This is a genomic window from Nocardiopsis sp. NPDC006198, assembly GCF_040613895.1.
Classification (GTDB): domain Bacteria; phylum Actinomycetota; class Actinomycetes; order Streptosporangiales; family Streptosporangiaceae; genus Nocardiopsis; species Nocardiopsis tropica.
In genome coordinates, this window is record NZ_JBEXSY010000002.1 from 1 (window position 1) to 25,844 (window position 25,844).

A 25,844-nucleotide genomic window follows, 5' to 3' on the forward strand; every position below is an offset into this window, starting at 1 on the left:
GTCGTCCACGGCCAGGAGCCGGGGCTCGGCGAGCAGGGCCAGGGCGACGCCCAGGCGGCGCCGTTCGAGCATGGACAGGTCCTTGACCATGGTGCAGCGGTCCAGCTCGCCGAAGACCGGCCCGCTGGAACATCTCCACGGTCCCCGTGTAGACCTCGGCACTGGGGGCCCGGCCGCCCACCGTGTCCACCGGGTAGGCCTCCAGGACGCGCGCGCCGCCGGCGCGGGCGTACTCGACCGCCCCGTCCAGCAGACGGCTGCCCAGGCCCCGCCGGCGCCGGCGGGGCGGCAGCCAGAAGCAGACCAGCGCCCAGACCCCCGGCTCCGTGGGGTCGGCGGGGCGCAGGGAGCGCGACCGGGCCAGCCGGATGAAGTCGTCGCGCGGAGCCACGGACACCCAGCCGCACGGCCCCTCCTCGTCGTAGGCGAGGAGGCCGGGCACTTTGCCGTCCAGGGTCAGGCGGCGCAGTTCCTCCTTGTTGTCCACGCCGCGCATGGAGCGCTCACAGGATGTGCTCGCCGTGTGGTCCTTGGCCCGCCGGCGGAAGAACGTGCACCAACAGTGCCCGTACGCCCCGGTCGGTCCGAAAAGGTTCTCCAGGTCATCCCACCGCTCGGCGGTGGCGGGCTCGATTGAGACGATGGACATCGGACTCCCTCGACGAGACACACTGGCCGCCACAACTGTGATCCAGCACACTAGCGATTATTCGCCGTGACCGAAAGAACACAGATGCCCCCCATCGAACACTTTCTGGTTATTCGTGGAGAAACGCCCCCGTGTGCGTGGCCGGAGGACGGGCCCGCCCCCGTCCCGCCCCCCGGCCGCCGGCTCACGCCGGCGAGCGCTCGGACTCGTCCGGCCGCAGCGCGTCCTCGGGCCCCCAGCACTCCACCCCCCGCAGGTCCGGCATCCGGTCGCGGGTGAAGACCGGGTCGATCCCCTCGCGCCGCTGTCCGACGTAGTCCTTGAGCAGGCGTGCGGCGACCGCCGTGAGCGGCACGAGCGCCAGGAGGTTGACCAGCGCCATCAGGCCCATGGTCGTGTCCGCCAGCGTCCAGATGAGGTCGATCGAGCCGAGCGCCCCCAGGAAGGTCGCCGTCAGGAAGACCAGCTTGTAGCCGAACAGGACCCTCTCGTTCGTGGTCAGGTACTCCAGGTTGGACTCGCCGTAGTAGTAGTTGCCGAGCACCGAGGTGAACGCGACCAGGAAGATGATCAGCGTCATCAGGTGCAGCGCCCACGGACCGAGCGCCGCCTGGAGGGCGAACTGGGTCAGGTCGCCCTCCAGCTGCCCGTCACCGGTGCCCGGGTTGCCGAGCAGGATGATGAACGCCGTGACCGAGCAGACGACGAGGGTGTCCAGGTAGACCCCGAGCGTCTGGACCAGGCCCTGCTTGACCGGGTGGGAGACCGCGGCGCTGGCCGCCGCGACGGGGGCCGATCCCAGGCCCGCCTCGTTGGAGAACATGCCCCGGCGCACGCCCTGGATGATCACGACGCCCAGGCCCGCCGCGGCGAACTCCCGCACCCCGAAGGCGTGCTGGAAGACGAGGGCGATCATGCCCGGGACGGCCTCCCAGTTGAGCGCCATGACGACGAGGCCGAGCAGCACGTACAGCGCGGCGAAGAACGGGATGAGCGCCTGGGCGGTGTTGGCGATCCTGCGGACCCCGCCGAAGATCACCAGCGCGGTGAGGACGACGAGCAGCACGCCGATGAGCGCGGACATCCACAGTCCGGTGCCGCTGCCCAGGTCCTCGGCGGAGTTCGCGATGGTGTTGGTGATCGTGTTGCTCTGCACCGCGTTGAAGACCAGCGGGAACGTCACGATGAGCGTGAGGGCGAAGAGGACGCCTGCCCACTTCTGGCCCAGGCCCCGCTCGATGTAGTAGGCGGGCCCGCCCCGGTACCCCGCCGGGTCGCGGACCTTGTAGAGCTGGGCGACCGTGGACTCCACGAAGCTCGCGGCGCACACCACGACCGCCATGGCCCACATCCAGAAGACGGCGCCGGGGCCGCCCAGGGAGATCGCGATGGACACCCCGATGATGTTGCCCGTGCCGATGCGGGCCGCGGCCGAGATCATGAACGCCTGGAGCGAGGAGACGGCCCTCTTGCCGTCGGGGGCGATCTCGGGCCTGCTCCGCAGGACCCGGAACATCTCCGGGAGCATGCGGATCTGGACGACCCCGGTCCTGACCGTGATGTACAGGCTGACCGCCACCAGCAGCGGGATCAGGATCCAGGACCAGAAGAACTCGTCGTTGAAGGCGGCGACGGCGTCGGTGAGGCGCGCGTCGAGGGGTTGTGCTGCGTCTGCGGATATCACGGGGGACGGGGCTCCTTCGCTCCGAAAGGGACAACCGCTCCCACCTACCCGTGAAGTGCACCGAATCACCACCGGGGGCGCACACCGGCGCGATGGTGATGATTCCGTTACTGCCCGTGCCCTGCGTCAGCCCTTGTGGACGAGGTCCGCGTAGCCCTGGTTCTTCCCGATGTAGGCCCGCGCGAAGGGGCAGATCGGCACGACCTTCAGGCCGCGCTCGCGGATGTCGTCCAGGGACTCTCGCATGAGTGCGCTGGCCACGCCCCTGCCCTCGAAGGCCGGGTCGACCTCCACGTGGGGCAGGGCGTACACGCCCTCGTCGATCAGGTGGTAGGCGGAGAAGCCCACCACCTCCCCGTCCGCGCTGACCTCGTAGCGCGAGCGCTCCGGCACGTCGACGACCGTCAGGTCCATGACACTTCCCCGCCTCCTGCGTCCGCACACGCCGTGTGCGCGTGATGGGTGGGCCCTGGGGCCACGTTCCCACACCTACCCACCACGCACACCCCGGGCCCCGTCCCCGGCCCCCGGGCGCGGGGCGCCGGGGGTTCTGGGAGAACGTGGACCCGGCCTCTCGCACCCCCTGAGCGGGGGCGCGGGACGCGGGGCGGGGGTCAGCGGCCGGCGAGGTACGGGTCGGTGATCCCCCTGGGGCAGGCCAGCGCGTCCAGGTCCCAGCCGGCGAGCCCGGCGCCCGCCCGGTAGGCGCTCTCCAGGAACTCCAGGACGGTGGCGCGCGGGTCCGGCGACTTGCGCGCGTCGGCGTAGCGCAGCAGCGCCAGGTGCCCCTGGCCGCTGCTCACCCACTCCGCGGAGGGGGGGTCGAGCCTCCGGTCCGTGAGCCCGTCCGGCTCGGGCGCCGTGTAGGAGTAGAAACAGGGCTCCGGGATCTTGTCGTCGCCGAACCAGAAGCCGAAGCTCACCACCTCCCGCGAGTACGCCTCGCGCACCAGCTGCCCGGCCTCCCGTGGCTGGGGGACGGGGTGCGGGGAGAAGCGCGTGACGGCGATGTCGAACGTGTGCCAGAAGTGGTGCACCGGGCTGGTCTTGCCCGAGAAGCCGGCGGCGAACTCCTCCAGGACCAGGGCGACCTGGCTCAGCACCTGCCAGTAGCGGGTGGCGTGCTCGGGCACGTAGTCGGCGTGCTCGCGGTCCTCCGTGAACGGCCGCCCGGTGTCGGGCAGGTCGAACGGGGTCGCGTGCGGGATGCTGCCGTCCACGCCGAGGCTGTCCAGCGCCGACTGGAGCCCGAGGTAGAACGACGCCACGCTGTGCCCCTGGAGCGGGAAGGACGCGGTCCGCCCGTCCAGGTTCGCCGCGACCAGCCGGTGCCCGACGAAGTCGAAGTCGACGGTGAAGACGGGGTTGCCGTCCACGAGACCCATGGGACGGGTGGTGATGCCGCGCCCCGTGACGTGGAAGGGGACGTTCCACCAGTGATTGCGGCGCGGGCTGTGATGCAGTCGGACCTTGCCGACGACCTGCTCGAAGCGGTGCAGGGTCTGCTTGGTGTCGTACCACGAGTCGAGCGGGATGGCTGGGAACAGCTCCACGGACTCTCTCCTTCTCTCCTTGGTGGGTGGCGTACACGGCCGGACCTGCGGACCGGGACCGGTCCCCGGCCGTGCGGGGCTCACCAGCCCCGGCGTGTGGACCGCTCGGACCGGCCGGCGCCGGCCGTGTGCCGGTCCCGCGTGCGGTAGACGACGTAGGGGCGGAACAGGTAGCCGACCGGCGCGCTGAACGCGTGCACCAGCCGCGTGAACGGCAGCAGCGCGAACAGTGCCAGGCCCGTCAGCGCGTGCAGCTTGTACGGGGCCTCGGCGGCGGCCATCGCCGCGACGTCCGGCTGCAGGATCCAGATCGAGCGGAACCACGGGGAGACCGTCCGCCGGTAGTCCTGGGTGTGCCCGCCCGCCAGCTCGACCCCGGCGAAGTACGCGGTCATGCCCAGCCCGGTGAGGATCGCCAGGACCAGCACGAGGTACATGAGCTTGTCGTTGCGGGTGGTGGCGCTGAAGACCGGGCCCGTGGTGCGCCGCCGCCAGATCAGCAGGGCGATCCCGCCGAGCGTGCACACCCCCGCGACCAGGCCCAGGCCCAGCGCGGTGACGTGGTAGAGGGCGTCGGACACCCCGAGCGCCCGGGTCCACCCCTCGGGCACCAGGAGCCCCACCACGTGGCCGAGAACGACGAAGAGCAGGCCTGCGTGGAACAGCGGGCTGCCGATGCGCAGCAGCCGCGACTCGTAGAGCTCGGACGAGCGGGTGGTCCAGCCGAACCGGTCGTACCGGTACCGCCAGACCAGCCCGCCCACCGCGGTCACGAGCACCGTGTAGGGCAGGATGCCCCACAGGGCCAGGTCGAGCGGCCCGGAGCCGTTCACGCCTGTCCCCCGTCGCCGCAGCCGCAGCCGGGCCCCGACGCCCGCGGCGCGGGCACGCCCGGCGCCGGCGGCACGCCGCCCGCCGGCCCCCCGGCGCCCCGGCCGGAGACGTCGGTCACCGGCAGCGGGACCCGGACACCGTACGGCTCCAGGCCCACGTCCTCCGCCGGAGGCCCCTCGGCGGCGAGCCGCCGCACCGCCTCCCGGTCGTCCCGCCGCTGCGGGGGCAGGGTCATGCGGACGGCGTCGACGACCCGCGCGTACGGGGTCCCGTGGGCGCGCAGCGCCTCCCACAGCAGGTCCAGGCCCGGACGGAAGCGCAGCAGCAGCGCCCCGCCCCTGGCGGCGTCCCCCCTGGCCGCGAACTCCAGGACGACCGCCAGGTGGTCGGGCAGCTCCCCCGCGTTCACCGACCACCCCGACTCGGCGTAGACCCGCTTGATCTCGGCGAGCGCGTGCCCGCGCCGCCGGGTGTCGCCGTCGGTGTAGTAGGTCATGTGCAGGGCCCGGTGCCGGCGCAGGTCGAACACGTCGACGTAGTGCCGGCACAGTTCCAGCTCGGGCGTGCTGGCGGCGTGTTCGCAGAACTCCTGGAGCTCGGTGCGCACGGCGCCCCTGGGCAGCTCCGCGACCGCGCGCGCGACCAGCGGCAGGCGCTCGAAGAAGGCCTGGTCCGGATAGGCCAGGAGGACGGACGCGGCCTGGTGGGTGACCGCGATCCGGTGGGAGCGCCGGGCGGACCGGCCCGCGCCGAGCCAGCCCGGTCCCCGCTGCGCCGGAACCGCGGGGGCGCCCGCCCCCTCGACGGCCGCGGCCCGGTCCTCCCCGGTCGCGCCGCCCGTGTGCCCGTCCGCCCCGTCGGTGGTGGTGCTCATGACTGACCCCCCTCACGCGGCGCGGAGGCCCCGCCCCCGCCACCGCCGTCGGTGCCGTTGCCGTCCCCGCCCTGCCGGGGCGGGAAGAGTCCGTCGGGACGGCCGTTGCCGTCCCAGTTGAGGAGGTTGACGCGCCCCTCCGCGGGGACCCGCCCCTCCCCCTGCGCGGCCCCGCCGGTCTGGCGGTCCCGCAGGGCGTGGAAGGTCTCCACGGACGCGGCGTCCGGACGGCCGGACGCCTCGCCGAACGGGACGCCCCCCATCCCGCCCATCCCGGGTCCTCCCTCGAAGTCGAGGCCGCACCCGACCTCCTCGATGACCCCCCGGTCGGCCTCGTCCACCCCGTAGGCGGTGGGGACGACGTAGCGGTCGTCGTACTTGGCGAGGGCGAGGAGCCGGTACATGTCCTCGATCTCGGCGCCGGTCATGCCGACGGCCCCGGCGATGTCCTCGTCGCGCTCCTGCCCGAGGTTGATCCGGCGCATGTAGGAGCGCATGGCGGCGAGGCGGCGCAGGACCAGGTCGACGGGCGCGGTGTCCCCCGCCGTGAACAGCTCGGCCAGGTACTCGACCGGGATGCGCAGGGTGTCGATGGCGCCGAACAGGTTGCCGGCGTCCTCCCCGTCGTGCCCGGTGGAGGTGAGGGAGTCAACCACGGGCGACAGCGGCGGGACGTACCAGACCATCGGCATCGTCCGGTACTCCGGGTGCAGCGGCAGCGCCACCCGGAAGCGCTTGGCCAGCGCGTACACCGGTGAGCGGGCGGCGGACTCCACCCAGCGGTCGGGGATGCCGTCCCTGCGCGCGGCGGCGCGCACGGCCGGGTCCGCGGGGTCGAGGAACACGTCCAGCTGGGCGCGGTACAGCTCCTTCTCGTCCTCGACGGCCGCCGCGTCGCCCACCCGCTCCGCGTCGTAGAGGACGACGCCGAGGTAGCGGAGCCTGCCCACGCACGTCTCCGAGCAGATGGTGGGCATGCCCACCTCCACGCGCGGATAGCAGAACGTGCACTTCTCGGCCTTGCCGGTCTTGTGGTTGAAGTAGATCTTCTTGTACGGGCACCCGGTGACGCACATGCGCCAGCCCCGGCAGCGGTCCTGGTCGACGAGCACGATGCCGTCCTCGACCCGCTTGTACAGGGCCCCGCTCGGGCAGGACGCCACGCACGTCGGGTTGAGGCAGTGCTCGCAGATGCGCGGCAGGTAGAACATGAAGGTCTCCTCGAAGGAGAACCTCACCCTGTCGCCGAGCTTGCGCACGATCGGGTCGTGCCGGGCCAGCTCCGGCCCGCCCCCGAGGTCGTCGTCCCAGTTGGCGCTCCAGGTGACCTGCATCGGCTCGCCGGTGAGCGCGGAGCGGGGCGAGGCCACCGGGAAGTCGTCCCCCAGGGGCGCGTTGAGGAGGGTGTCGTAGTCGTACGTCCACGGCTCGTAGTAGTCCTGGATCGACGGCATCACGGGGTTCGCGAAGATCGTCGCCAGCCGCTTGATGCGCCCCCCGGCGCGCGGCACCAGGCGGCCCCCGGCCTTGCGGACCCAGCCGCCCCTCCACCTGTCCTGGTCCTGGTAGGTGCGCGGGTAGCCCTGGCCGGGGCGGGTCTCGACGTTGTTGAACCAGGCGTACTCGACCCCGCTGCGGTTGGTCCACGCCTGCTTGCACGTGACCGAGCAGGTGTGGCAGCCGATGCACTTGTCGAGGTTCATGACCATGGCGACCTGGGCCATGACCCGGCCGACGGCCCGTTCCCCCCGGGCGCCGTCGGCCGCCGCCCCCTGCCCGCGGTTCGTGTCCTTGCGGCGTGCCATCAGTACCGCACCTCCGTGGTCCGCTTGCGCACGACGGTGATCTCGTCGCGCTGGTTTCCGGTGGGGCCGAGGTAGTTGAACGCGTAGGACAGCTGGGCGTAGCCGCCGATGAGGTGCGTCGGCTTGACCAGCAGGCGGGTGAGCGAGTTGTGGATGCCGCCGCGCCTCCCCGTCGTCTCCGTCTTGGGGACGTCGATGGTGCGCTCCTGGGCGTGGTGCATGTACACGGTGCCGACGGGCATCCGGTGCGACACCACCAGGCGGGCGGCGACCACGCCGTTGCGGTTGACCGCCTCCACCCAGTCGTTGTCGGCGGCCTCGATGACCGCCGCGTCCTCCACGCTCATCCAGATGGTCGGGCCGCCCCGCGACAGGGTCTGCATGAGCAGGTTGTCCTGGTACTCGGAGTGGATGGACCACTTCGAGTGCGGGGTCAGGTAGCGGACGGTGACCTCGCGCCGCCCGTTCGGGCCGATGCGGGGCTCGCCGAACAGGCGGCTGATGTCGAGCGGCGGGCGGTACACCGGGAGCGCCTCGCCGAACTCGTGCATCCAGTCGTGGTCCAGGTAGAAGTGCTGTCGCCCGGTCAGGGTGTGCCAGGGCTTGTCGTGCTCGACGTTGATCGTGAACGGCGAGTAGCGGCGGTCGGCCGCTTCCTTGCCCGACCACTCGGGGCTGGTGCCCACCGGGGTGGGGCCCCGGCGGGCGTCGTCGAAGACCACGCGGCGCTCGGCCGAGTGGGCGGCCAGCTCGCCCATGTCGGTGCCGGTGCGGGCCGCCAGGCGCTCGAAGCCCTGGGCCGCCAGGCGGCCGTTGCTGGTGCCCGACAGGGCGAGGATCGCCTCGCAGGCCTTGACGTCGGTGTCGAGGGAGGGCCGCCCGTCGGCGACGCCCCCGCGGACGGCGCCGTTGCGTTCGCGCAGCCACTCCACCTCCTCGTCGGGGGTGAAGGAGACGCCCTTGACCGGGAGCCCCTCGGACTCGGTCAGGGGTCCCAGGGCCGCCATCTTCTGCGCGACCGCCGAGTAGTCGCGGCGCACGGCCACGACGGCGGGCATGGTCCGGCCGGGGACCGGCCGCTCGCCGTCCGCCTTCCAGTCCGCCGGGACCCCGTGTGGCTGGGCCAGCTCGCCGGGGGTGTCGTGCTGGTGGGGCACCGCCACCAGGTCGGTGACCTCGCCCAGGTGGTCGGCGGCCAGGGCGCTGAAGGCCCGCGCCAGGGCGTGGAAGGCGTCGAAGTCCGTGCGGGTCTCCCACGGCGGGTCGATCGCCGGGTTGAACGCGTGCACGAACGGGTGCATGTCCGTGGTGGACAGGTCGTGCTTCTCGTACCAGGTGGCGGCGGGCAGGACGATGTCGGACAGCAGCGTCGTGCTGGTCATGCGGAAGTCCATCGACAGCAGCAGGTCGAGCTTGCCCTCCGGGGCCTCCTCGCGCCAGCTGACGTCGCGCGGCCGGTCGTCCGGCCCGGCGGGCCGCGCCCGGAGGTTGGAGTGCGTGCCGAGCAGGTGCTTGAGGAAGTACTCGTTGCCCTTGGCGGAGGAGCCGAACAGGTTGGACCGCCAGACGGTGAGCGTCCTGGGCCAGTTGGCCGGGTCGTCCGGGTCCTCCGCGGCGAAGCGCAGGGTGCCGTCGGCCAGCTGGCCGGCGACGTACTCGCCGGGGTCCTGCCCGAGCTCGTCGGCCTCGCGGCCCAGGTCGACCGGGTTGCGGTTGAACGTGGGGTAGGAAGGCATCCAGCCCATCCGTGCCGAGGAGGCCACCAGGTCGGCGGTGTGCATGCCGCGCACGCGCCCCGGCCCCAGCGGCGAGGCCAGGGCGTCGGCGCGGTAGGTGTCGTAGCGCCACTGGTCGGTGTGGGTGTACCAGTACGCCGTCCCGGCCATGAAGCGCGGCGGCCTCGACCAGTCCGCCCCGGAGGCGTAGGCCGCCCAGCCGGTGGCGGTGCGGCACTTCTCCTGGCCCACGTAGTGCGCCCAGCCGCCGCCGTTGACCCCCTGGCAGCCGGTGAGCAGGAGCAGGGACAGGAAGGCGCGGTAGGCGTTCTCCCCGTGGAACCACTGGTTCGTGCCCGCGCCGAGGATGATCATGGCCCGGCCGCCGGAGGCCTCGGCGGTGTCCGCGAACTCGCGGGCGATGCGGGCCGCCCGGTCGGCCGGCACCCCCGTGACCGCCTCCTGCCAGGCGGGGGTGCAGCACTCGCCCGGGTCGTCGTAGCCGGTCGGCCAGACGCCGGGCAGGCCGTCGCGGTACACCCCGTACTGGGCGAGGAGCAGGTCGAAGACCGTGGTGACGAGGCGGTCGCCCACCCTGCGGACCGGGACGCCCCGGGTGGCGACCCCGGCGGCGCCGGTGGGGGTGTCGAAGCGGGTCAGGGCGATCTCGGCCGCCTCGCCGCCCACCTCGTAGAAGCTGAGGGCGGGCGTGCGGCCCTCCAGGTCGAGGTTCCACCTGCCCAGGCCCTCCTCGCCCCACCGGTCGCCGACGGTGCCGTGGGGAGCGGCCGGCGCGTCCTCCCCCTCCGCCCAGATCACCGGCTTCCAGTGGGCGTTCTCCCCTCCGCCGGGACCGAGGTCGGCGGCGGTGAGGAACTTGCCGGGCACCAGGCGGCCGTCGCGGCTGTCCAGCGAGACCACGAACGGCAGGTCGGTGTACCGGCGGACGTAGTCCTCGAACCGGGGCGTGGTCCGGTCGACGAACCGCTCCTTGAGGATGACGTGGCCCATGGCCATGGCCAGCGCCCCGTCGGTGCCCGGGTGGGGGGCCAGCCACTCGTCCGCGAACTTGGTGGCGTCGCTGTAGTCGGGGGAGACCACGACGACCTTCTGGCCCCGGTAGCGGGCCTCGGCCATCCAGTGCGCGTCGGGGGTGCGGGTGACCGGGACGTTGGAGCCCCACAGCACCAGGTAGGCGGCGTCCCACCAGTCGCCGGACTCGGGGACGTCGGTCTGGTCGCCGAACACCTGGGGCGAGGCCACCGGCAGATCGGCGTACCAGTCGTAGAACGACAGCATGGAGCCGCCGAGGAGGTTCACGAAGCGGGCGCCCACCCCGTGCGAGACCATCGACATCGCGGGGATCGGGGAGAACCCGGCCACGCGGTCCGGACCGTACCTCTTGATGGTGGACACGTGGGAGGCGGCGGCGATCTCCAGCGCCTCGTCCCACGTGACGCGCACCAGGCCGCCCTTGCCGCGCGCCCGCTGGTAGCGGCGGCGCCTGACCGGGTCGGCGGTGATCTCCTCCCAGGCCGCCACGGGGTCGCCCAGGCGTCCGCGCGCCTCCCGGTACATCTCCACGAGGACGCCGCGCGCGTACGGGTAGCGGACGCGGGTCGGAGAATAGGTGTACCAGGAGAAGGCCGCGCCGCGGGGACAGCCCCGCGGCTCGTATTCGGGACGGTCCGGGCCGACGGAGGGATAATCCGTGGCCTGCGTCTCCCAGGTGATGATCCCGTCCTTCACGTACACGTCCCAGGAACACGAACCGGTGCAGTTCACGCCGTGGGTGGAACGCACGACCCTGTCGTGGCTCCAGCGGTCCCTGTAGAAGACGTCGCCCTCTCGACCACCGTGCCTGACCTGCGCCCGGACGCCGTCCAGCGGCTCCGCCCGGCTCAGGTGACCGCCCAACCGGAGAAGGGCCTCCCCCGCGCCTCCGCCTTTGCCGTTTTCCGCCATACGGGAGCCACCTCGTTTAACAGCGCATTGCCGAGAATTGCATTTCCACGCGGTTCCGGTGTCCTGTGCCCATGACATTCCGTTAATGAATATGCCTCCTTCGGCGCGGAAGTCACGTATCCCACACCGGAAGGGGTGACAATCACCTCCGAAAGGGACACCGCCGGCCGGATCGACAGGACGTGGGGGACCGCCATGGGAGCGGAAGTCGGGGAGCGGGACACCCGCTCGGGAACGGCGGGCGCCAACCTCGCCCTGGCCACGGCGGCGTTCGCGCTGACCTTCTGGGCCTGGAACCTCGTCGGACCGCTGTCGCGGACCTACACGCAGGAGCTGGACCTGTCGCCCTCGCAGACCTCGCTCCTCGTGGCGTTCCCGGTGCTCGTGGGCTCCCTGGGCCGTATCCCGGTCGGCTCGCTGACCGACCGCTACGGCGGGCGGCTGATGTTCACGGTCATCTGCTTCGTGAGCATCGTGCCGACCTTCCTCGTGGGCGTGTCGTCGGGGTCCTACGCGATGCTGCTGGTCTGGGGCTTCTTCCTCGGGATCGCGGGCACGTCGTTCGCCGTCGGGATCCCGTTCGTGAACGCCTGGTACAGGGCCGGGCGGCGCGGTTTCGCCACGGGCGTGTTCGGGGCGGGCATGGGCGGCACCGCCCTGTCGTCGTTCCTCACCCCCCTGCTCGTCGAAAAGACGGGGGTGCTCACCACCCACCTGCTGATGTGCGCGGCCCTGGCGGCCATGGGCGCGGTGATGTGGGTGTTCAGCCGGAACTCCCCCGCGTGGAGGCCCCGCACGGAGCCGGCCCTGCCGGGGATGCGCGACGCGCTCGGGCTCAAGGCGACGTGGCAGGCGTCCCTGCTGTACGCGGTCGCCTTCGGCGGGTTCGTGGCCTTCTCCACCTATCTGCCGACCCTGCTGACGATGGCGTACGACTACGCGCAGACCGACGCCGGGGTGCGCACCGCCGGTTTCGCGGTCGCCGCCGTGATCGCCCGGCCGGTCGGCGGCATCCTGTCGGACCGGCTCGGCCCGGTGCGGGTGTGCCTGGCGTCGTTCCTGGGCACGTGCGTGTTCGCGGTCGTGCTGGCCCTGCACCCGCCCGCGGAGTTCCCGGCGGGTGCGGCATTCGTGCTGATCGCGCTGTCGCTGGGCCTGGGCACGGGCGCCGTGTTCGCACTGGTCGCGAAGCTGGTCGACCCGTCCAGGGTCGGTACCGTGACCGGGCTCGTGGGTGCGGCCGGGGGTCTGGGCGGCTACTTCCCGCCGCTGCTGATGGGGGTCGTCTACCAGGCGACGGGCGCCTACACGCTGGGCTTCGTGCTGCTGGCCGCGGTCTCGCTGGCGGTGGCCCTGTACACCTCGCGGGCCTTCCGCGGCGTGTCCGCCTGACCCCGGGCCGGAGAGCCCGGCGCGCGGCCCGCGCGGACGGCCCCGGACCCGGGACCGGTCCGGTCCCCCGTCCCTGACGCGACGCCTCCCGGAGGGCTCGCCTCGGGCGCACGGACATGGGCCCGGAGGGGCGGCGGGCGGTCGGGGCCCGCCACGGCCGTCAGGGGGCGATGTCCCGGGCGCGGACGAGGGCGGCGGCGCGGTTGCCCACCTTCACGCGCTCCAGGGCCCTGACGCCCTCCGGCAGGGCGACCCGCCTCGTCCTCGCGGTCACCACCACGACGGCGTGCTCGGGCAGCACCCGCCCCAGGGAGGCCAGCATCGCCCGCAGCGGCGCCCCTCCCCCGGCCGATCCGCCGCCTTCGCGGCGGTCGGCCGGCGCGTGCCCGGTACCGCCCCCCGGCCCTGCGGCCCCGGGGCCCCCGTCCTCCGGGACGGCCCCCGCCCAGGAGGTCATCTCGCCGTAGGGCACGTCGGTCACCACCAGGTCCGCCCCCACCGGCTCCCGCAGGGAGAACACGTCCTCGACGACCGCCTCGTGGGGCAGGTCGCCGCCCGTGGCGGCCAGCCCTGCGGCGAGGTCGCGGGTGGCCTCGGCGCGCTCGACGAACTCCGGGCGGCCGAAGTCGCGGGCGGAGCGCCGGAGCTCGTCCTCGCGCTCGGCCAGCCCCTCGGCGGAGAGCAGGCGGAGGTTGCGGGCCGCCAGGGCGACGGCGTCCGGGTCCACGTCGCCCGCGCGGACGCGCGTGAGCCGTTCGCGGTGCAGGAAGCCCAGGACCGTGACCAGGTAGCCGCTGCCGCAGCAGGGGTCCCAGAGGCGCACGCGCTCCTCCTTGGTGTGCACCATCGCCCGCTGGAACAGCTCGCTCGCCAGCCGCACCGGGAAGCCCGGGAAACCGGGTGCGGACCGCAGCACCTGCCCGCTCGCCAGAGCCGAGTGGTCGGTCCGCTCGACGGCGTACCGGTAGCTCACAGTGCCCCTGCCCTTCCGTGTCCTGCTTCGTCGGCGCCCCGGCCGCGGTCGCCCGCGGGCGGCCCCGCACCGGTCTCCCCGGCCTCCGCCGCGCTCAACCCGCACGCGGCGGACGGAACCGCACCGCCCCCGGCGGCACGGCCGGCCCCGGGGACCGGGCACGGCGCCGTGCGCGACCCGGCGTGCGCCTCCCATGTTCTCCGAGCACGGCGGAACACGGCGGGCGGCGCGCCCCGGCCGCTCCCCGGAGGCCGGGCGCGGCCCCCGGAGGACCGGATCGCCCGGGGCCCGGGAACGCCGAAGGCCCGGCGTCCTGGGACACCGGGCCTTCTCATGCGGTCCTGACGGGATTTGAACCCGCGGCCTCCACCTTGACAGGGTGGCGAGCACTCCTAACTGCTCCACAGGACCTCGTTGCTGGTACAACTCTAGCGCGGTTTCGGAGTACTTCGTACCGGCTCCCGCCTAGAGTGGCAGGCATCCGCTCCACCACCCCGACGACCCCGAGAGGACCCGGCGTGAACGAGTCACCGGCCCCCCTTCCGCCCGGACCGGACAGCACCCGGGTCGACCGCTGGCTGTGGGCCGTACGCCTGGTCAAGACCCGCGCCGACGCGGCGCAGGCCTGCCGGGGCGGGCACGTGCGCGTCAACGACCGCCCGGCCAAGCCGGCCTCCCCGGTCAAGCCCGGCGACGAGGTGCGGGTCCGCCTGCACGGGACCACGCGGATCGTGGAGGTCGGCCACGTCATCGAGAAGCGCGTCAGCGCCCCGGTCGCCGTCCGCTGCTACGCCGACAACACCCCCGAGGCCCCGCCCGAGGCGAACCTTCCGGTCATCCGCCGGGACCGGGGGGCCGGACGCCCGACCAAGCGCGACCGGCGCGTCCTGGACCGGCTCCGCACGGACTTCCCCCCGCCCGTCTGACGGACGGCCTCCCCCATGCCGCCGGCACTCCTCGCGTCGGGCCGCGAGGCCGACGCCTGCGCCCCCGGCGGGACCGCGGCGGCGGGGGCGACCGGCGGGGCCGGTTCCCCCGGCCCCGCCGCCGGGGCGACGGGGAGCCCCGGGGCGGCCCGGCGACCCCTCAGCGGTCCGGGGACCGCGAGTCCTTGTGCGCGGCCAGGCGCGCGGACAGCACGAGTACCGCGCAGGCGAACACCGCCGCCGCCAGCCCCGGACCCGCAGCCAGATCGCCGCTGTTCCGGGGCCAGGAGAACAGGAACAGCAGCGGGGACGCCGCCGCGAGGACCTGGACCGTCACGAAGAGGACCCTCGACCAGGTCACGACCGCGCACACCGCGACCGCCAGGAGCACGAGGAGGACCGTGAAGGCCGCGGCGAGGAGCAGGCGCTCGTCCTCGAAGGACGCCGCCAGCACGTCCCATCCCGTGGCGGACGCGCGCACCCCGTACATGCTGGGGACGCCCTCGTCGCTGATGTCGTACGCGTACGGGACCTCCTCCCGGGCCCAGGGCAGGGACAGCGAGAGGAACAGGGCGACGGCCCCGGCCGCGGAACCCGCCGCGGCCGTCCGCGCCCTGGACTCCGCGGCGGAGGACTCCCGCGCCCTGATCTCCAGCCGGGTCACGCGCCTTCTCAGCTGTTCCGTCTCCGAGGGCTTCCCGGCGTCGTCCGGCATGGATGGTCCTCCTGGGGTGGGGTGGGGTGGGGTGGGGGCGGGGGTGGTGGGGGGTGGTGCGGGGCCCGGGCCGGGCCCGCGGGACCGGCGGCGGACACCGCGGCACGGGTCCGGCCGACCGGCGGACGGGAGCGTCCGGCGGCGAGGGGGCACAGCCGTGGCGCGGCGGGCGTTCCGGCTAGAGCGGGTGGCCCGCCAGGAAGTCGAGGACCTCGCGGGTGGCCTTCGGCCCGTCCTCGTGCAGGTAGCCGTGGCGCATCCCCGGCAGCACCAGCAGGCGAGCGCCGGGTATCCGCCCGGCCAGGAGGGCGGCGTTGCCGACCGGGGTCAGCTCGTCGTCCTCGCCGTGCACGACGAGGGTCGGCGCCTGGATGCCCGGCAGCAGGTCCCGGCCGTCGTAGCCGGTGCTCGCGCCGAAGTGCAGGCGCTGGGCGCGCAGGGGGCCGTGCGGGAGGATGCCGGTGACGGCCTCGGGATGGGCGGACGCCCACGCGGGCGAGTAGAACAGCTCGGCGATCGCGTCCCGCCCGGCCGCGGTGTTGGCCCGGCGCAGCGCCAGGGTGGCCGAAGCCGGGCGCTCCACCTCGTCGGCCCCGCCCGGGCCGGTGGAGCCCAGGACGAGCGCGCCGACGCGGTCCGGCGCCGCGGACGCGAACACCTGGGCGACCTTGCCGCCCATGGAGAACCCGTAGACGTGCGCCCTCGGGATCTCCAGGGCGTCCAGGACGGCCAGGGCGTCCTCGGCGAACAGCTCCAAGGTGTAGGGCTCGCCCAGGGGCGCGTCGCTGCCTCCGGTGCCCCGGAAGTCCACCCGTACGACCCGGTGCCCGGCCGCCAGCCCGGCGCGGACGCCCTCCCACATCCCGTGGTCGAGGGACTGCCCGTTGAGGAGCAGGAGGGGGTCGCCCTCACCGAGGGTGTCGTACCAGATGCGGGTTCCGTCCGCCGCGGTCACATGGCTCACGGGTCCGGACACTACCCGATGACGTGCGCGGGGGCCGTGTCACGTGTCGCCCGGGGGCGGGGGACCCGCGCGACCCCGCCCCCCGGACCGCGGGACGCCGCGTTCGGCCCCCTCCCCGCCGCGGGCGCCCGCGCCCCGGGCCTCCTTCCGCCGTGGCGCCCCTCACCCCGATTTCGAGGGACGGGGCGTGTCGGCGCCCGCCGCTCAGGGGCGGGGCTCCCGAGAGGCGCAGGAGACGCTCCGGGTCGCGGTCGGCGTCCGCCGCTCAGGGGCGGGGCGCCTTCTCCCCGTGGACCGCACGGTACTCGGCCGCGAGCCAGGGTCCCAGGTCCTCGATCAGCTCCTCCAGCACCTCCGGGTCGCCCGAGGGGGCACGGCCCTCCGCGACCGCCGCCCGCATCTGCCCGAGGCGGTCGGGACGGTAGCGGCCGAAGATCTCGGCGGACTCGTCGAGGTCGCTGGTCCAGCCGCCCCAGAGGGGCATGACCAGGGTGAAGCCGGTGCGGACCAGGCGGCGGCCGACGCCGCGTCCGAGCCCCGCGCGCTCGGCCGCGGTCTCCGCCCGTCCGGCACGCTCCCGCCAGCGGGGCAGCACCAGGTGCAGGTCCCCGTTGGTCTCGCGCGCCAGCAGGGACGTGGGGCGGTAGCGCGGCAGCCGGTCCGCGAGGTCCTCGCCGAGCAGGGGCGTGCACAGGCAGGCGACGAAGAAACCGAAGTTGTGCCGTTCGAGCTCGCTGAGCGCGTCGCGGACCGACCCCAGCAGGACGCCCACCCCGTCGACCTCGCCGAAGGCGGCGTCGAGGTCGGCCTCCATCTCCCCGGCCGCCTCCCGCTGCGCCCCGGTCACGGCGTCGCGGAACACCAGTTGCAGGTCGAGGTCGGAGGTCCCGGGGACCGCGGTGCCCCGGGGGACGCTTCCGTAGAGGTAGGCGCTGTGCAGCGCGTCGCCGAACGCACCGGCGATCCGGGCGCGGGCGGCCTCCACCACGGGCGCGAAGGCCGGCCCGACCCGCGCGAGCGAGCCCTCGCGCGCGATCGCGCCGTCCGTGTCCAGTCCCCGCCCGTCGTCCATGGACGCACTGTGCCGTATCCGGGCGGACGCCGCGACCGCATTTCCCCGACGCCGCCGGCGCGCCCCGCGCACGGCCCCCCTGCCGGGACACGGCCCGCGCCGAAGGCCGGCCCCGCTGCCGGGGCCGGCCTTCACGGCGGCGGGCCGCCGGGGACGGATCCGTCAGCCCGCGTGCTCGGCCACGGGCCGGCGCCGGCGGACCGGCTTCCGATAGGTCAGTTTGCGCAGCAGGACCTCCGCGGGTCCGCGCCGGCCCGCCCGGTCGAGCAGGTACGCCGCGAGGACGGTCAGCAGCCAGGTGCCCAAGGCCACCAGGACCGCCGACCAGCTGGACAGGTGCACCCCCAGGCCCAGCCCCCACGCCGCCAGCAGGGGTGCGAAGACCGCCGACTGGGCGAGGTAGCCGCTCAGGGAGCGCCGTCCCAGGGCCACCAGGCCCCGGACCGGCAGGGACGGCCCGCCCCTTCGACCGGCGAGCCGGTGCGCCAGGAGGCCGAAGAGCGCGGCGTAGCCCACCCCGGTGAAGATCCCGGTGTAGAAGTGCACCGCGGCCACCGCCGGGCCGTACACCGGGTCCAGCACCCCCACGTGCTGCAGGCCCAGCACCAGCCCGGGGACCCACCCGGCGGCGATGCCCCACACGGCCACCCGGCGCAGCAGGGGCAGGTGCCGTTCCGGGTCCTCCAGGAACCGGTGCCGTGCCGCGAGCAGACCGATCAGGAACACCGTGGGCAGGGCCAGGGAGGCCAGCCCCGAGCCCAGCCCGAAGACCCAGGTGGGGAAGCGGATCAGGGCGGAGAGCAGGTAGCCGGTCTCGGCGATGCTGGCCCGTTGCAGGCCGGCCGCGTCCACCCCGGGCGCGCCCGCCGGCGCGGCCAGCGTGGCGAGCACCGACAGGACGGTGAACAGGGCGCCCACCGCGAGCAGGACGGCGGTCCAGACCTTGAGGGTGCGGTCGGTGCGGTGCAGGAACAGGGGCACCATGAGCAGGCCGATGAGGCCGTAGGTGCCGATGATGTCGCCCTGCCACAGCAGCAGGGCGTGCACGGCGCCGAAGGCGAGCATCCACAGGTGGCGTGTGCGCAGGATCCTGCGGGCGTCCTCGTCCCGGGTTCCGTGGGCTTTCTGGCGGGCGTACATCTGCCCGATGCCGTAGGCGAACAGGAACCCGAACATGGTGTGGGTGCGGGCGTCCACCACGACCAGGGACGCGACCTGGGCGATCCGGTCGGCGAGGTTGCCCTGGTCGGGGTGGAGCATGGCCAGGCCGGCGGGGGCGTCGTAGATGAACCAGGGCACGTGGGCCAGCGCGATCAGCAGCAGCATCATGCCGCGGGCCAGGTCCGGGGCCAGGGCCCGCTCCGAGACCGGGGTCGAGCCCGCCGAGGTCGCGGCGGGGGCCGGGGGCTCCGGGGGCGGGGTGTCGGGTCGGGTGGTCGTCATGGTGCGGATTCCTCGTCTTCCTCACGGCTGTCGGCGCCGGCGGGTCGTGTGTCCGGCCAGGTGCCCCGGGGCGGCTCGCGCTCCTCCGCGAGCCGGTCCCCGACGCGCTTCAGGACGTCGAGCTGGGCGGGGTTGCACAGGACGCGCATCATCGCGGTGACCACCTCGCCGGTCCGGGCCGCGTCCGCCGGGGGGAGGCCGGACCGGTCCAGGGCGGGGTAGTCGGCGAGCACACCGCGGACCAGGGGGAGCATCTGCTCGACCGCGCCGCGCCGTGCCCGTTCGTCCGCGTCCGCCGACAGGTTCATGAAGACCTCGTCGACGGGATGGGGCTCGATGTCCCGTAGCAACGCGATGTAGGCCTCCGCCGCCTCGGGGGTGTAGACCCGCGTCATCACCAGGGCCAGCGAACGGTCCTCGTGGGAGAGCCGCCCGGCGACCGGGGCCAGTTCGGCGGGCAGTTCCGGGGGCAGGCGCCGCGCCAGGATGTCCGCCAGCTCGGCGCGGATCCGCCGGAGCCGCTCCACCGCTTCCGCCAGCTCCGCGTCCAGCAGGCGGAGGGCCTCCGCCGGGGGCTCCCCGGTGCGCTCCATATCGGCGATCTGAGCCAGCGACAGGCCGAAGCCGGCCAGTCGCCGGATGCGCAGCAGGACCACCAGGTGCTCGACCCCGTAGCGCTTGTAGCCGTTGGCGGCGCGTTCTGGCTGGTCCAGCAGGCCGAGCTCGTGGTAGTGCCGCACGGCCTTCACCGTGGTTCCGGCGAGCTCGGCGAGCTGACGGGTGCTCCACGCCATGGCCGGCCCTCCCTCCTCGCTCCGGCACGGTGCTTCCCGTGCCGGTGCCTGCCATTGCAGACCATGCCGTCGGGGCACGGTCAACAGCGGTGGAGGGGGGCCGGTCCCCGGCCGGTCGGGGGGCGCGGTCCCGGAACCCTGTGACCTGTGCCTGCGCGGTCCGGGAGCCGCCGCGTGTGGTGAGCGACACGGTCCCCCGACGACCGACGGCGGGGCAGAGCGAGAGGAGGCGCACCGACGCCACCGGGCCACCGGGCCACCGGGCCACCGGGCCACCGGGCCACCGCTGATCAGCGTTGCCGGCCGATTTCCCCGCCCGGACCCACCAGAACGGAGTCGAACCGAAGCCGGTGAGACTCCACGACTCGTAATCCGGGTCCGGGTCGACCCTCAGCCCCGTGCCGTCGTCGAAGTCGACGCACAGGGTGCCGCACCCGGTGACCTCGACCTCGGCGACGGTCTTGGCGAACAGGCCGAGCAGCGGCGGCCCCGCCCACCGACACACCAAAAGGCCCCGCCACCTGTATACGCAGGTGACGGGGCCTTTGTGCATGTCTGCTGGAAGTGGCTAGGGGCGGGGTCGAACCGCCGACCTTCCGCTTTTCAGGCGGGGTAGGCGGCGCGGCCCCGTTCTGCGCTGCTGGGCGCACGTCCGGTGCGGTCCGGGTGAGTCCACCCCCGGCTGCTGTCGTTGCTGTCAACGCTGCTGTCACTTCGTCGCCCCCTCCCGGCCTCCCCCGACCAAGGCCACCGGCCGCACTCCACGGCGACGCCGCGCCCGCGCTCCTCCCCCACTGCCCCGGCCCGCCATAGGACGCCGGCCACCCCCTCCGGGCCGAGGTGCCCGATAGCGCCGGAGCCGGCCACCCCAGACAGTCGCACTCCGCTATCGGGTGCCTCGGGTTCTGTCACGCCATCAGCCAATTTCTCCGAACCGGCAACCGCTTGTCAGCGTGCGGCGTCATGATGCCAACTACACGGCCTCCGGCCGCGCTCGGGACCGGGCGGCAGCCCGCAGCCCGAGCGGCGGCCATAGGCCACTGCGACGGCGCTTGCGCCGTCGCCTTGATCCCATACAGCCCAACTCGGCAACTAAGCGGAGAAAAAATGAGTGCAAAAAAGAAAAGAAAACACCATACCGTTTCCAGGTTCTACCTTAAGCGCTTTGCGAATGACAGGGAAATAATCCAAAGGTTTTCACTGAAAGACTTGAAATCACATCCAATTTCGATCAATGCCGCTAGCGTCCATCGAGACTTTTACATGCTCAAGCTCGAAGACGGATCCGATACAGACATTCTTGAAGATGCATTCGGAGAACTCGAAGGCCCAGCAGCAAAGGCCATACGCCAAATAATTGAATGCGACAATTGGCCACCAACAGAAGAACAAAGGTGGGCCATTTCCGAATGGGTCGCACTACAGCATCTACGAACAGAAAAACAGAGAAAATGGATGAGCGAGCTGGCGGACGCTCTAGTTAAAGCCCAGATAGGATTAAGCATTTCAAAGGAGCAGCAGAAGGAACTGGCCGAGAGCGCGCCTTCGTTGCTCGATCCCAGCTCCTACGAGGTGACCGTCACTGCCAACCACCACGCAGAGCACATCCAAAGACTGCTAGCAAGGACGGCGAACACATTTTTTCATCGAGCCTGGAAGATCATGAAATTCAAAAGAAAGACGCTCGCAACAGGAGACGCACCAGTACTCCTCCTGCCCGCACCAAACCACCCCCCATATATGGGAATAGGCCTCTTGAACGCAGGCGAGGTAGTGGTGCCCCTCGCGAGAAAAGCAGCTCTCATAATGGGAGAATTTGAAGGACCAGACGATACTCTACCTGGAAGCACCATGGCATCCAAGATTATCAATCAAGCAATGATTAATAATGCAAGAGATGCCATATTTTTTCATCCCGATGATAAAATAATAGAAACCATCGAAGTCCCCCCGTACGAGGAAACAGAGACGGACATTGGCGAGCAGATGAAAGAACTCATAGAAGCATTCGCAAAAAAGGAAAAACTAACCCCAAGTGACAATAAACCAGGTCTTGCGACCGGAGAGGGTGGCGTAGCTGCCCCATGAGTCGGCAAGGGTGTCAACGAGGTACAGGCCGCGACCGTGTTCGGCGTCGGGTGCGGACTGCGCCACATACGGGGCGTCGAAATACGAACCGCCATCGTGCACGGTGACGCGCACGCTGTGGCCGTGCTCGTGCTCGATGAGGACTCCGAAGCCGGCCTCGGGCAAGCCGGACGGGGAGTGCTGCACGGCGTTGGTCGCCAACTCGCTCGTGAGTAGTACCGCGTCGTCCACCACCGGGCAGGCGCCCAGGCGGTCGGCGACGAACGCGCGCACAGCCGCGACCTGGTCAGGGCGGCCGTAGAACCACCCGTGGTGGACGGTCACCGTGCGGTGGGACCTGTCTGCATGGAGGGACATGGGGTTTCACCTCGTGCTCTGAGCGCAGGGGGCAGACACTGAGCTGCATGACTAGTACTATTAGTACGGCTACCGTACATCTAATGCGTGTGTAGCGCACCAGTTTGCGCGCACAATAAGTACGGGTCTTGTAGTCCAAGTGAGGAGAGTGCCCATGTTCGGCCTGTCTGTGCGGTTCACGCTCAAGGACGATGCCGCCGCCGACGGCTTCGACGCCCTGGTGGCGGAGACGCTTCCGCTCATCCGTGAGAACGAGCCGGGCACGCTCGTGTACGCGGTCCACACGGTGGAGGGCAAGCCGCTGGAGCGGATCTTCTACGAGCTGTACGCCGACCGCGCCGCCTTCGAGGCGCACGAGGAGCAGCCGCACGTGAAGCGCTTCCTCGACGCTCGCGGCGCGTTCCTGGCCTCGGTGGACGTGGACTTCCTGGACCTGGTGGACGCCAAGGGCGTGCAGGAGTGAGTACCGACTACCAGAAGGCGCTGGGCCGCAAGGTGGCCAAGCACCGCAGACAGCGCGGACTCTCCCAACGGGAGTTCGCCGGACTCGTGGGACGCTCCGAGACCTGGGTGTCCCAGGTCGAACGCGGGGTGCGCAAGGTCGACCGGATGGTGGTCCTCGAAAAGCTGGCCGAGGTCCTGGAGATCCCCGTCTCCGAACTGGCCGCCGAGGCGCCCATCGTCGCCGCCTCCAACGAGGAACCTCCGGGCAGTAGCCGCCTGCGCCTCATCCTGAGCGGGTCGCACGCCCTGGCCGCGCTGCTGCGGCGCAACCCCGCGTCGGTCGACATGGATGGCCTTCGCCAACGGGTGGACCGCGCATGGGAGCTGACGCACGCCAGTGCCTACATGGAGCTGACCGAGGTCCTGGAGTCACTGATCCCCGACCTGGAGTCGGCCGCGCGCTCGGTCCCCAACGGTGAGCGCCTGGAGCTGTTCCGGCTCCTCAACGCCGCCTACCGGGCCTGCTCCTCCACGCTGTCCCGCCTGGGCGAGTACGAAGCGGCGTGGATCGCCGCCGACCGCGCCATCACGGCGGCCGAACGGGCGGAGGACCCGCTCCTCATGGCGGCGGGCGAGTTCCGTCTGTGCCTGACCTTCCAGGGGGCACGCCACTACGACCAGGTGGAGGCCACCGCGCAGACCGCGTGTGAGGCTCTGGGCGGCCTGGTGGAGGAGGGCAACCCCGAGGCGATGTCCGTCTACGGCGCGCTGACCCTGCAACGGGCGGTCGCCGCCGCACGCCGCAACAACGCCGCGCTCGCCTACCGGCACGTGGCCGAGGCCAAGCGGATCGCGGACGCCATCGGCGCAGAGCGCAACGACTTCAACACCGAGTTCGGTCCGGCGAACGTGGGCCTGCACGAGGTGTCCGTGGCGGTGGACCTGGGCGACGCTGGCGTGGCTCTGCGGGCTGCGGACGGCGTGGACGTGTCCATCCTGTCCCCGGAGCGCCGGGGCCGCTTCCTCATCGACGTGGCACGCGCCCAACTCCAACGACGCAACGCCGACGCCGCCGTGTCCACCTTGGAGGAGGCGGAGCGGATCACGCCCGAACAGGTCCACTCGCACCCGATCGTGCGGCAGGTCGTGGGTGACCTCCTGGCGATCCAGGACCCCGCCGGAACAGCGCTGACCGGCCTAGCGAGGAGGGTGGGCGCACTCTGAGTGTTAGCTAGTACTTAACGTACTAGACAAAACAAAAAGTGCGGATTAGTGTGTGGTGGGTCGCACAGTCCTTCCTGCTGTGGGAGGCGCGACCGACCACACACTTTCGTTTGCGCCGACAGGCGCGGTGAGGAGTCCGCATGGCTATCCAGGGTGCGTTGCCGGTCGAGTTCGGCACGGTGTTCCCCAACGGTGCCTTCGCCCTCGGGGTGGAGGCGATCACCGACTTCGAGACCAAGCGTCCCCAGCTCGACAAGGACACGGGACTTCCGCTGTGGGCGGTGGACGTGATCGACGCCGACCCCGAAGCGCGTGGCAAGGCCAAGTCGGTCAAGGTCAAGGTCGCCGCCGAGGTGTGCCCGACCCTGCCGGACGAGGTTCCGGGGTTGCCGTTCCGGCCGGTCGAGTTCGAGGCGATGGCGGTCATGCCCTACGTCGACGACAACGGCCGTCGCCCCCGGGTGGCGTACTCGCTGCGCGCCCGTGGTGTGAAGGCTCCCGGCGGTGCCGCTGGCGGTCGTCGCGCTCCGGCGGCCAAGGAAGCCGCCTGACCCGCCACAAGACTTGAGACGGGGCGGCCTGGTGCGCCAACACCTAGCCGCCCCTGTGAACCCCTCCTGCAAGCCCTTGCTCAAGCTTCGTGAAGAGGTGTCCTCAGTATGTCCGAAAACCGACCCGACCTGTCCACACTGACCGGACCGCAGTTGGTCCGGGCCTTCCTCGCCGAGTTCGACAAGCCGCGCACGACCCCGGCTGAACGGGCGGCGTTCTTCGACTTCAAGGCACGGGTGTTCGCCGCCATCGCTGAGCGGGACGCCAACCCGGACGCGGCTCGCGCCGCTGCTCGCGCCCGTGTGGCCCGTGACCGGCTCCTCGCCCAGACCGACACCGCGAACGGCGGTGGGGCGTGATGCTGCGTCAGCCCAAGGTGGGGGCCGCCCAGACCTCCCCGACGCTCCCCACTCCCGCCCAGGGAGTACGGTTCACCACTCCCGTCGTGGAGACTCCCGGGATCGTGGTTCTGGCCTCGTGGATCTGGCGGCTGGTCCGCTTCCTGCTCACCCTGCCGTTCCGCTTCCCCGTCATGGTCGCCTGCCTGGCCTCGTCGGCGGGGGCCTGGTGGTGGCTGGACTGGTCCGGCCTCGCCTGCCTGTGGGGGGCCGCTGCAGTGGTCTCTTTGGTGTGGTGGCGGGCCTGGCCGGACTCCTACCGCACCTGCGTGACCCTGCGTCTGCTGGCGTGGTGGCGGCACCTGTTCGTGTACCGGCGGCACTGGCAGCCGGTGCTGGTGATCTCCGGGCTGGCCGAGTCCTACCAGGAACGCCGCTATCTCCCGCGTATCCGCCGTGTGCGGTGTAACTCCTGGGCCGACTACGTGAGGGTGTCCCTGGTCGCTGGCACTTCTCCGGCGGACTTCGAGCACCGGGTGGCCGAGTTGGCGCACGGTTTCGCCGCCCCTTCCTGCCGTGTGGTGGTGAACGGTCCTCGGGACATCACGTTGGAGTTCCCCCGCCACGACACCTTGGCCGAACCCTTCGACGCCTTCCCGATGACCCACCACGTGGACCTCGACGCCCTTCCCGTGGGGCGACGCGAGGACGGGTCGCCGTGGTTGCTGCGGTTGCACGGAACCCACGTGCTTGTGGTCGGGGTGACCGGGGCCGGCAAGGGATCGGTGATCTGGTCCACCGTCCGCGCCATGCTCCCCGCCCTGGCGGACGGCACCGCGCAGGTGTGGGCGATCGACCCCAAGCGCATGGAGTTGGCCTACGGCCGCGAGTTGTTCGCGCACTACGCCGACACGGGCGAATCCGCGGTGGCCCTGCTAGAACGCGCGGTGGCCTCGATGCAGGAGCGGGCCGAACGCTACGCGGGCAAACAGCGCTCCCACGTCCCGACCATCGATGACCCGTTCGTGATGGTGCTCCTGGACGAGGTCGCCTTTCTGACCGCCTACCACCCGGATCGGGACGTGCGTCGTCGCGCGGAGAACGCCATCGCCACGTTGACCTCGCAGGGGCGTTCGGTCGGCTTCGCCGTGCTGGCGGCGTTGCAGGACCCGCGCAAAGAGGTCATGAACCTGCGCAACCTGTTCCCGGACAAGGTCGCTCTGCGGCTGGACGAGGCATCCCAGGTGGACATGGTCCTCGGAGAGGGAGCACGCGAACGGGGCGCGGAGGCCCACCTGATCGACCCCACCTTGCCCGGTGTGGCCTACGTCCGTCTGGAGGGCTCCCCGTCCCCGGTGCGGGTCCGCGCGGCCTACGTCTCGGACGAGGACATCACCGCCATGGCCAACACCTACGAGGTCGGTTCCTCCTCTGGTTCGGAGGTGAGCTGATGGTCGCGCATCGCCAAGCTTCGCCTGCGGTG

Annotated in this window: 22 protein-coding genes, 2 tRNA genes and 2 pseudogenes; 8 read left to right on the top strand and 18 right to left on the bottom strand. The window is 72.0% G+C overall.

The annotated features are described in order from the left end of the window. Positions 1-115: 115 nt before the first annotated feature. The 8 genes and pseudogenes from ABZ234_RS01775 to ABZ234_RS01810 form a co-directional block, all read right to left on the bottom strand. A pseudogene (locus ABZ234_RS01775) lies at positions 116-649 on the bottom strand (GNAT family N-acetyltransferase); the annotation flags it as partial. A 184-nt stretch (positions 650-833) separates the two neighbouring features. Beyond that, positions 834-2,333, bottom strand: coding sequence for an alanine/glycine:cation symporter family protein (locus ABZ234_RS01780; RefSeq protein ID WP_355010609.1), 1,500 nt, complete (start codon positions 2,331-2,333; stop codon positions 834-836). A 126-nt stretch (positions 2,334-2,459) separates the two neighbouring features. Beyond that, positions 2,460-2,747, bottom strand: a complete 288-nt coding sequence (locus ABZ234_RS01785) for a GNAT family N-acetyltransferase (protein ID WP_355010610.1) — start codon at positions 2,745-2,747, stop codon at positions 2,460-2,462. Between the two features lie 200 nt (positions 2,748-2,947). Next, on the bottom strand, positions 2,948-3,886 hold the full coding sequence (locus ABZ234_RS01790) for a DUF5996 family protein (RefSeq protein ID WP_355010611.1): 939 nt from the start codon (positions 3,884-3,886) through the stop codon (positions 2,948-2,950). A gap of 80 nt (positions 3,887-3,966) precedes the next feature. Beyond that, entirely contained in the window at positions 3,967-4,719 is a 753-nt protein-coding gene (gene narI, locus ABZ234_RS01795) for a respiratory nitrate reductase subunit gamma (RefSeq protein WP_355010612.1), read from the bottom strand. After that, entirely contained in the window at positions 4,716-5,594 is an 879-nt protein-coding gene (gene narJ / locus ABZ234_RS01800) for a nitrate reductase molybdenum cofactor assembly chaperone (protein ID WP_355010613.1), read from the bottom strand. Before narJ ends, narI begins: the two co-directional genes overlap by 4 nt. Continuing rightward, positions 5,591-7,399, bottom strand: a complete 1,809-nt coding sequence (gene narH / locus ABZ234_RS01805) for a nitrate reductase subunit beta (RefSeq protein WP_355010614.1) — start codon at positions 7,397-7,399, stop codon at positions 5,591-5,593. The genes narJ and narH overlap by 4 nt, the downstream gene beginning before the upstream one ends. Beyond that, positions 7,399-11,079 (bottom strand): nitrate reductase subunit alpha, encoded by a 3,681-nt coding sequence (locus ABZ234_RS01810; RefSeq protein ID WP_355010615.1) that lies wholly within the window; start codon positions 11,077-11,079, stop codon positions 7,399-7,401. The genes narH and ABZ234_RS01810 overlap by 1 nt, the downstream gene beginning before the upstream one ends. 195 nt (positions 11,080-11,274) lie before the next feature. Between ABZ234_RS01810 and ABZ234_RS01815 the strand changes: the two genes are divergently transcribed. Continuing rightward, positions 11,275-12,471 (top strand): MFS transporter, encoded by a 1,197-nt coding sequence (locus tag ABZ234_RS01815; protein ID WP_344183633.1) that lies wholly within the window; start codon positions 11,275-11,277, stop codon positions 12,469-12,471. Between the two features lie 160 nt (positions 12,472-12,631). Here ABZ234_RS01815 and ABZ234_RS01820 read toward each other — a convergent pair whose 3' ends face one another. Beyond that, the gene (locus ABZ234_RS01820; RefSeq protein WP_355010616.1) at positions 12,632-13,444 is read right to left on the bottom strand and encodes an rRNA methyltransferase; all 813 of its coding nucleotides are present in this window, start codon (positions 13,442-13,444) and stop codon (positions 12,632-12,634) included. Positions 13,445-13,780: 336 nt separating this feature from the next. Further along, positions 13,781-13,855, bottom strand: a tRNA-Asp gene (locus ABZ234_RS01825). Between the two features lie 107 nt (positions 13,856-13,962). Between ABZ234_RS01825 and ABZ234_RS01830 the strand changes: the two genes are divergently transcribed. Continuing rightward, positions 13,963-14,370 (top strand): RNA-binding S4 domain-containing protein, encoded by a 408-nt coding sequence (locus ABZ234_RS01830; protein ID WP_267946997.1) that lies wholly within the window; start codon positions 13,963-13,965, stop codon positions 14,368-14,370. Between the two features lie 160 nt (positions 14,371-14,530). Here ABZ234_RS01830 and ABZ234_RS01835 read toward each other — a convergent pair whose 3' ends face one another. The 7 genes and pseudogenes from ABZ234_RS01835 to ABZ234_RS01865 form a co-directional block, all read right to left on the bottom strand. Further along, positions 14,531-15,085: a hypothetical protein gene (locus ABZ234_RS01835; RefSeq protein ID WP_267946998.1), complete on the bottom strand. Its 555-nt coding sequence runs from the start codon at positions 15,083-15,085 to the stop codon at positions 14,531-14,533. A gap of 178 nt (positions 15,086-15,263) precedes the next feature. Then, positions 15,264-16,049 carry an alpha/beta fold hydrolase gene (locus ABZ234_RS01840; protein WP_267946999.1) on the bottom strand — a complete coding sequence of 262 codons (786 nt, stop codon included), beginning with the start codon at positions 16,047-16,049 and terminating at the stop codon, positions 15,264-15,266. Positions 16,050-16,314: 265 nt separating this feature from the next. Next, positions 16,315-17,121: a nucleotidyltransferase domain-containing protein gene (locus ABZ234_RS01845; protein ID WP_355010617.1), complete on the bottom strand. Its 807-nt coding sequence runs from the start codon at positions 17,119-17,121 to the stop codon at positions 16,315-16,317. 162 nt (positions 17,122-17,283) lie between these two features. Then, positions 17,284-18,564, bottom strand: a complete 1,281-nt coding sequence (locus tag ABZ234_RS01850; protein ID WP_355010618.1) for a DUF418 domain-containing protein — start codon at positions 18,562-18,564, stop codon at positions 17,284-17,286. Continuing rightward, entirely contained in the window at positions 18,561-19,358 is a 798-nt protein-coding gene (locus ABZ234_RS01855) for a MerR family transcriptional regulator (RefSeq protein WP_355010619.1), read from the bottom strand. The genes ABZ234_RS01850 and ABZ234_RS01855 overlap by 4 nt, the downstream gene beginning before the upstream one ends. A gap of 394 nt (positions 19,359-19,752) precedes the next feature. Then, positions 19,753-19,911 (bottom strand): annotated as a pseudogene (locus tag ABZ234_RS01860) (hypothetical protein); the annotation flags it as partial. Positions 19,912-19,923: 12 nt separating this feature from the next. Beyond that, a tRNA-Phe gene (locus ABZ234_RS01865) sits at positions 19,924-19,997 on the bottom strand. 468 nt (positions 19,998-20,465) lie between these two features. Between ABZ234_RS01865 and ABZ234_RS01870 the strand changes: the two genes are divergently transcribed. Next, entirely contained in the window at positions 20,466-21,446 is a 981-nt protein-coding gene (locus tag ABZ234_RS01870; protein ID WP_355010620.1) for a DUF4238 domain-containing protein, read from the top strand. Here ABZ234_RS01870 and ABZ234_RS01875 read toward each other — a convergent pair. Further along, positions 21,384-21,803: an ATP-binding protein gene (locus ABZ234_RS01875; protein ID WP_355010621.1), complete on the bottom strand. Its 420-nt coding sequence runs from the start codon at positions 21,801-21,803 to the stop codon at positions 21,384-21,386. The genes ABZ234_RS01870 and ABZ234_RS01875 overlap by 63 nt on opposite strands. A gap of 154 nt (positions 21,804-21,957) precedes the next feature. On the opposite strand from ABZ234_RS01875, the gene ABZ234_RS01880 reads away from it, so the two are divergent. From ABZ234_RS01880 to ABZ234_RS01900, 5 genes are all read left to right on the top strand, one after another. After that, on the top strand, positions 21,958-22,266 hold the full coding sequence (locus ABZ234_RS01880) for an antibiotic biosynthesis monooxygenase (RefSeq protein WP_355010622.1): 309 nt from the start codon (positions 21,958-21,960) through the stop codon (positions 22,264-22,266). Then, a complete protein-coding gene (locus ABZ234_RS01885; RefSeq protein WP_355010623.1) occupies positions 22,263-23,471 on the top strand; it encodes a helix-turn-helix transcriptional regulator in 1,209 nt (402 codons plus the stop codon). The genes ABZ234_RS01880 and ABZ234_RS01885 overlap by 4 nt, the downstream gene beginning before the upstream one ends. Positions 23,472-23,611: 140 nt before the next feature. Next, complete coding sequence (locus ABZ234_RS01890) at positions 23,612-24,022, top strand: plasmid replication, integration and excision activator (RefSeq protein WP_355010624.1); 411 nt, start codon at positions 23,612-23,614, stop codon at positions 24,020-24,022. A 108-nt stretch (positions 24,023-24,130) separates the two neighbouring features. Continuing rightward, positions 24,131-24,382 (top strand): hypothetical protein, encoded by a 252-nt coding sequence (locus tag ABZ234_RS01895; RefSeq protein ID WP_355010625.1) that lies wholly within the window; start codon positions 24,131-24,133, stop codon positions 24,380-24,382. Beyond that, a complete protein-coding gene (locus tag ABZ234_RS01900; RefSeq protein WP_355010626.1) occupies positions 24,382-25,812 on the top strand; it encodes a cell division protein FtsK in 1,431 nt (476 codons plus the stop codon). The genes ABZ234_RS01895 and ABZ234_RS01900 overlap by 1 nt, the downstream gene beginning before the upstream one ends. Positions 25,813-25,844 lie beyond the last annotated feature (32 nt).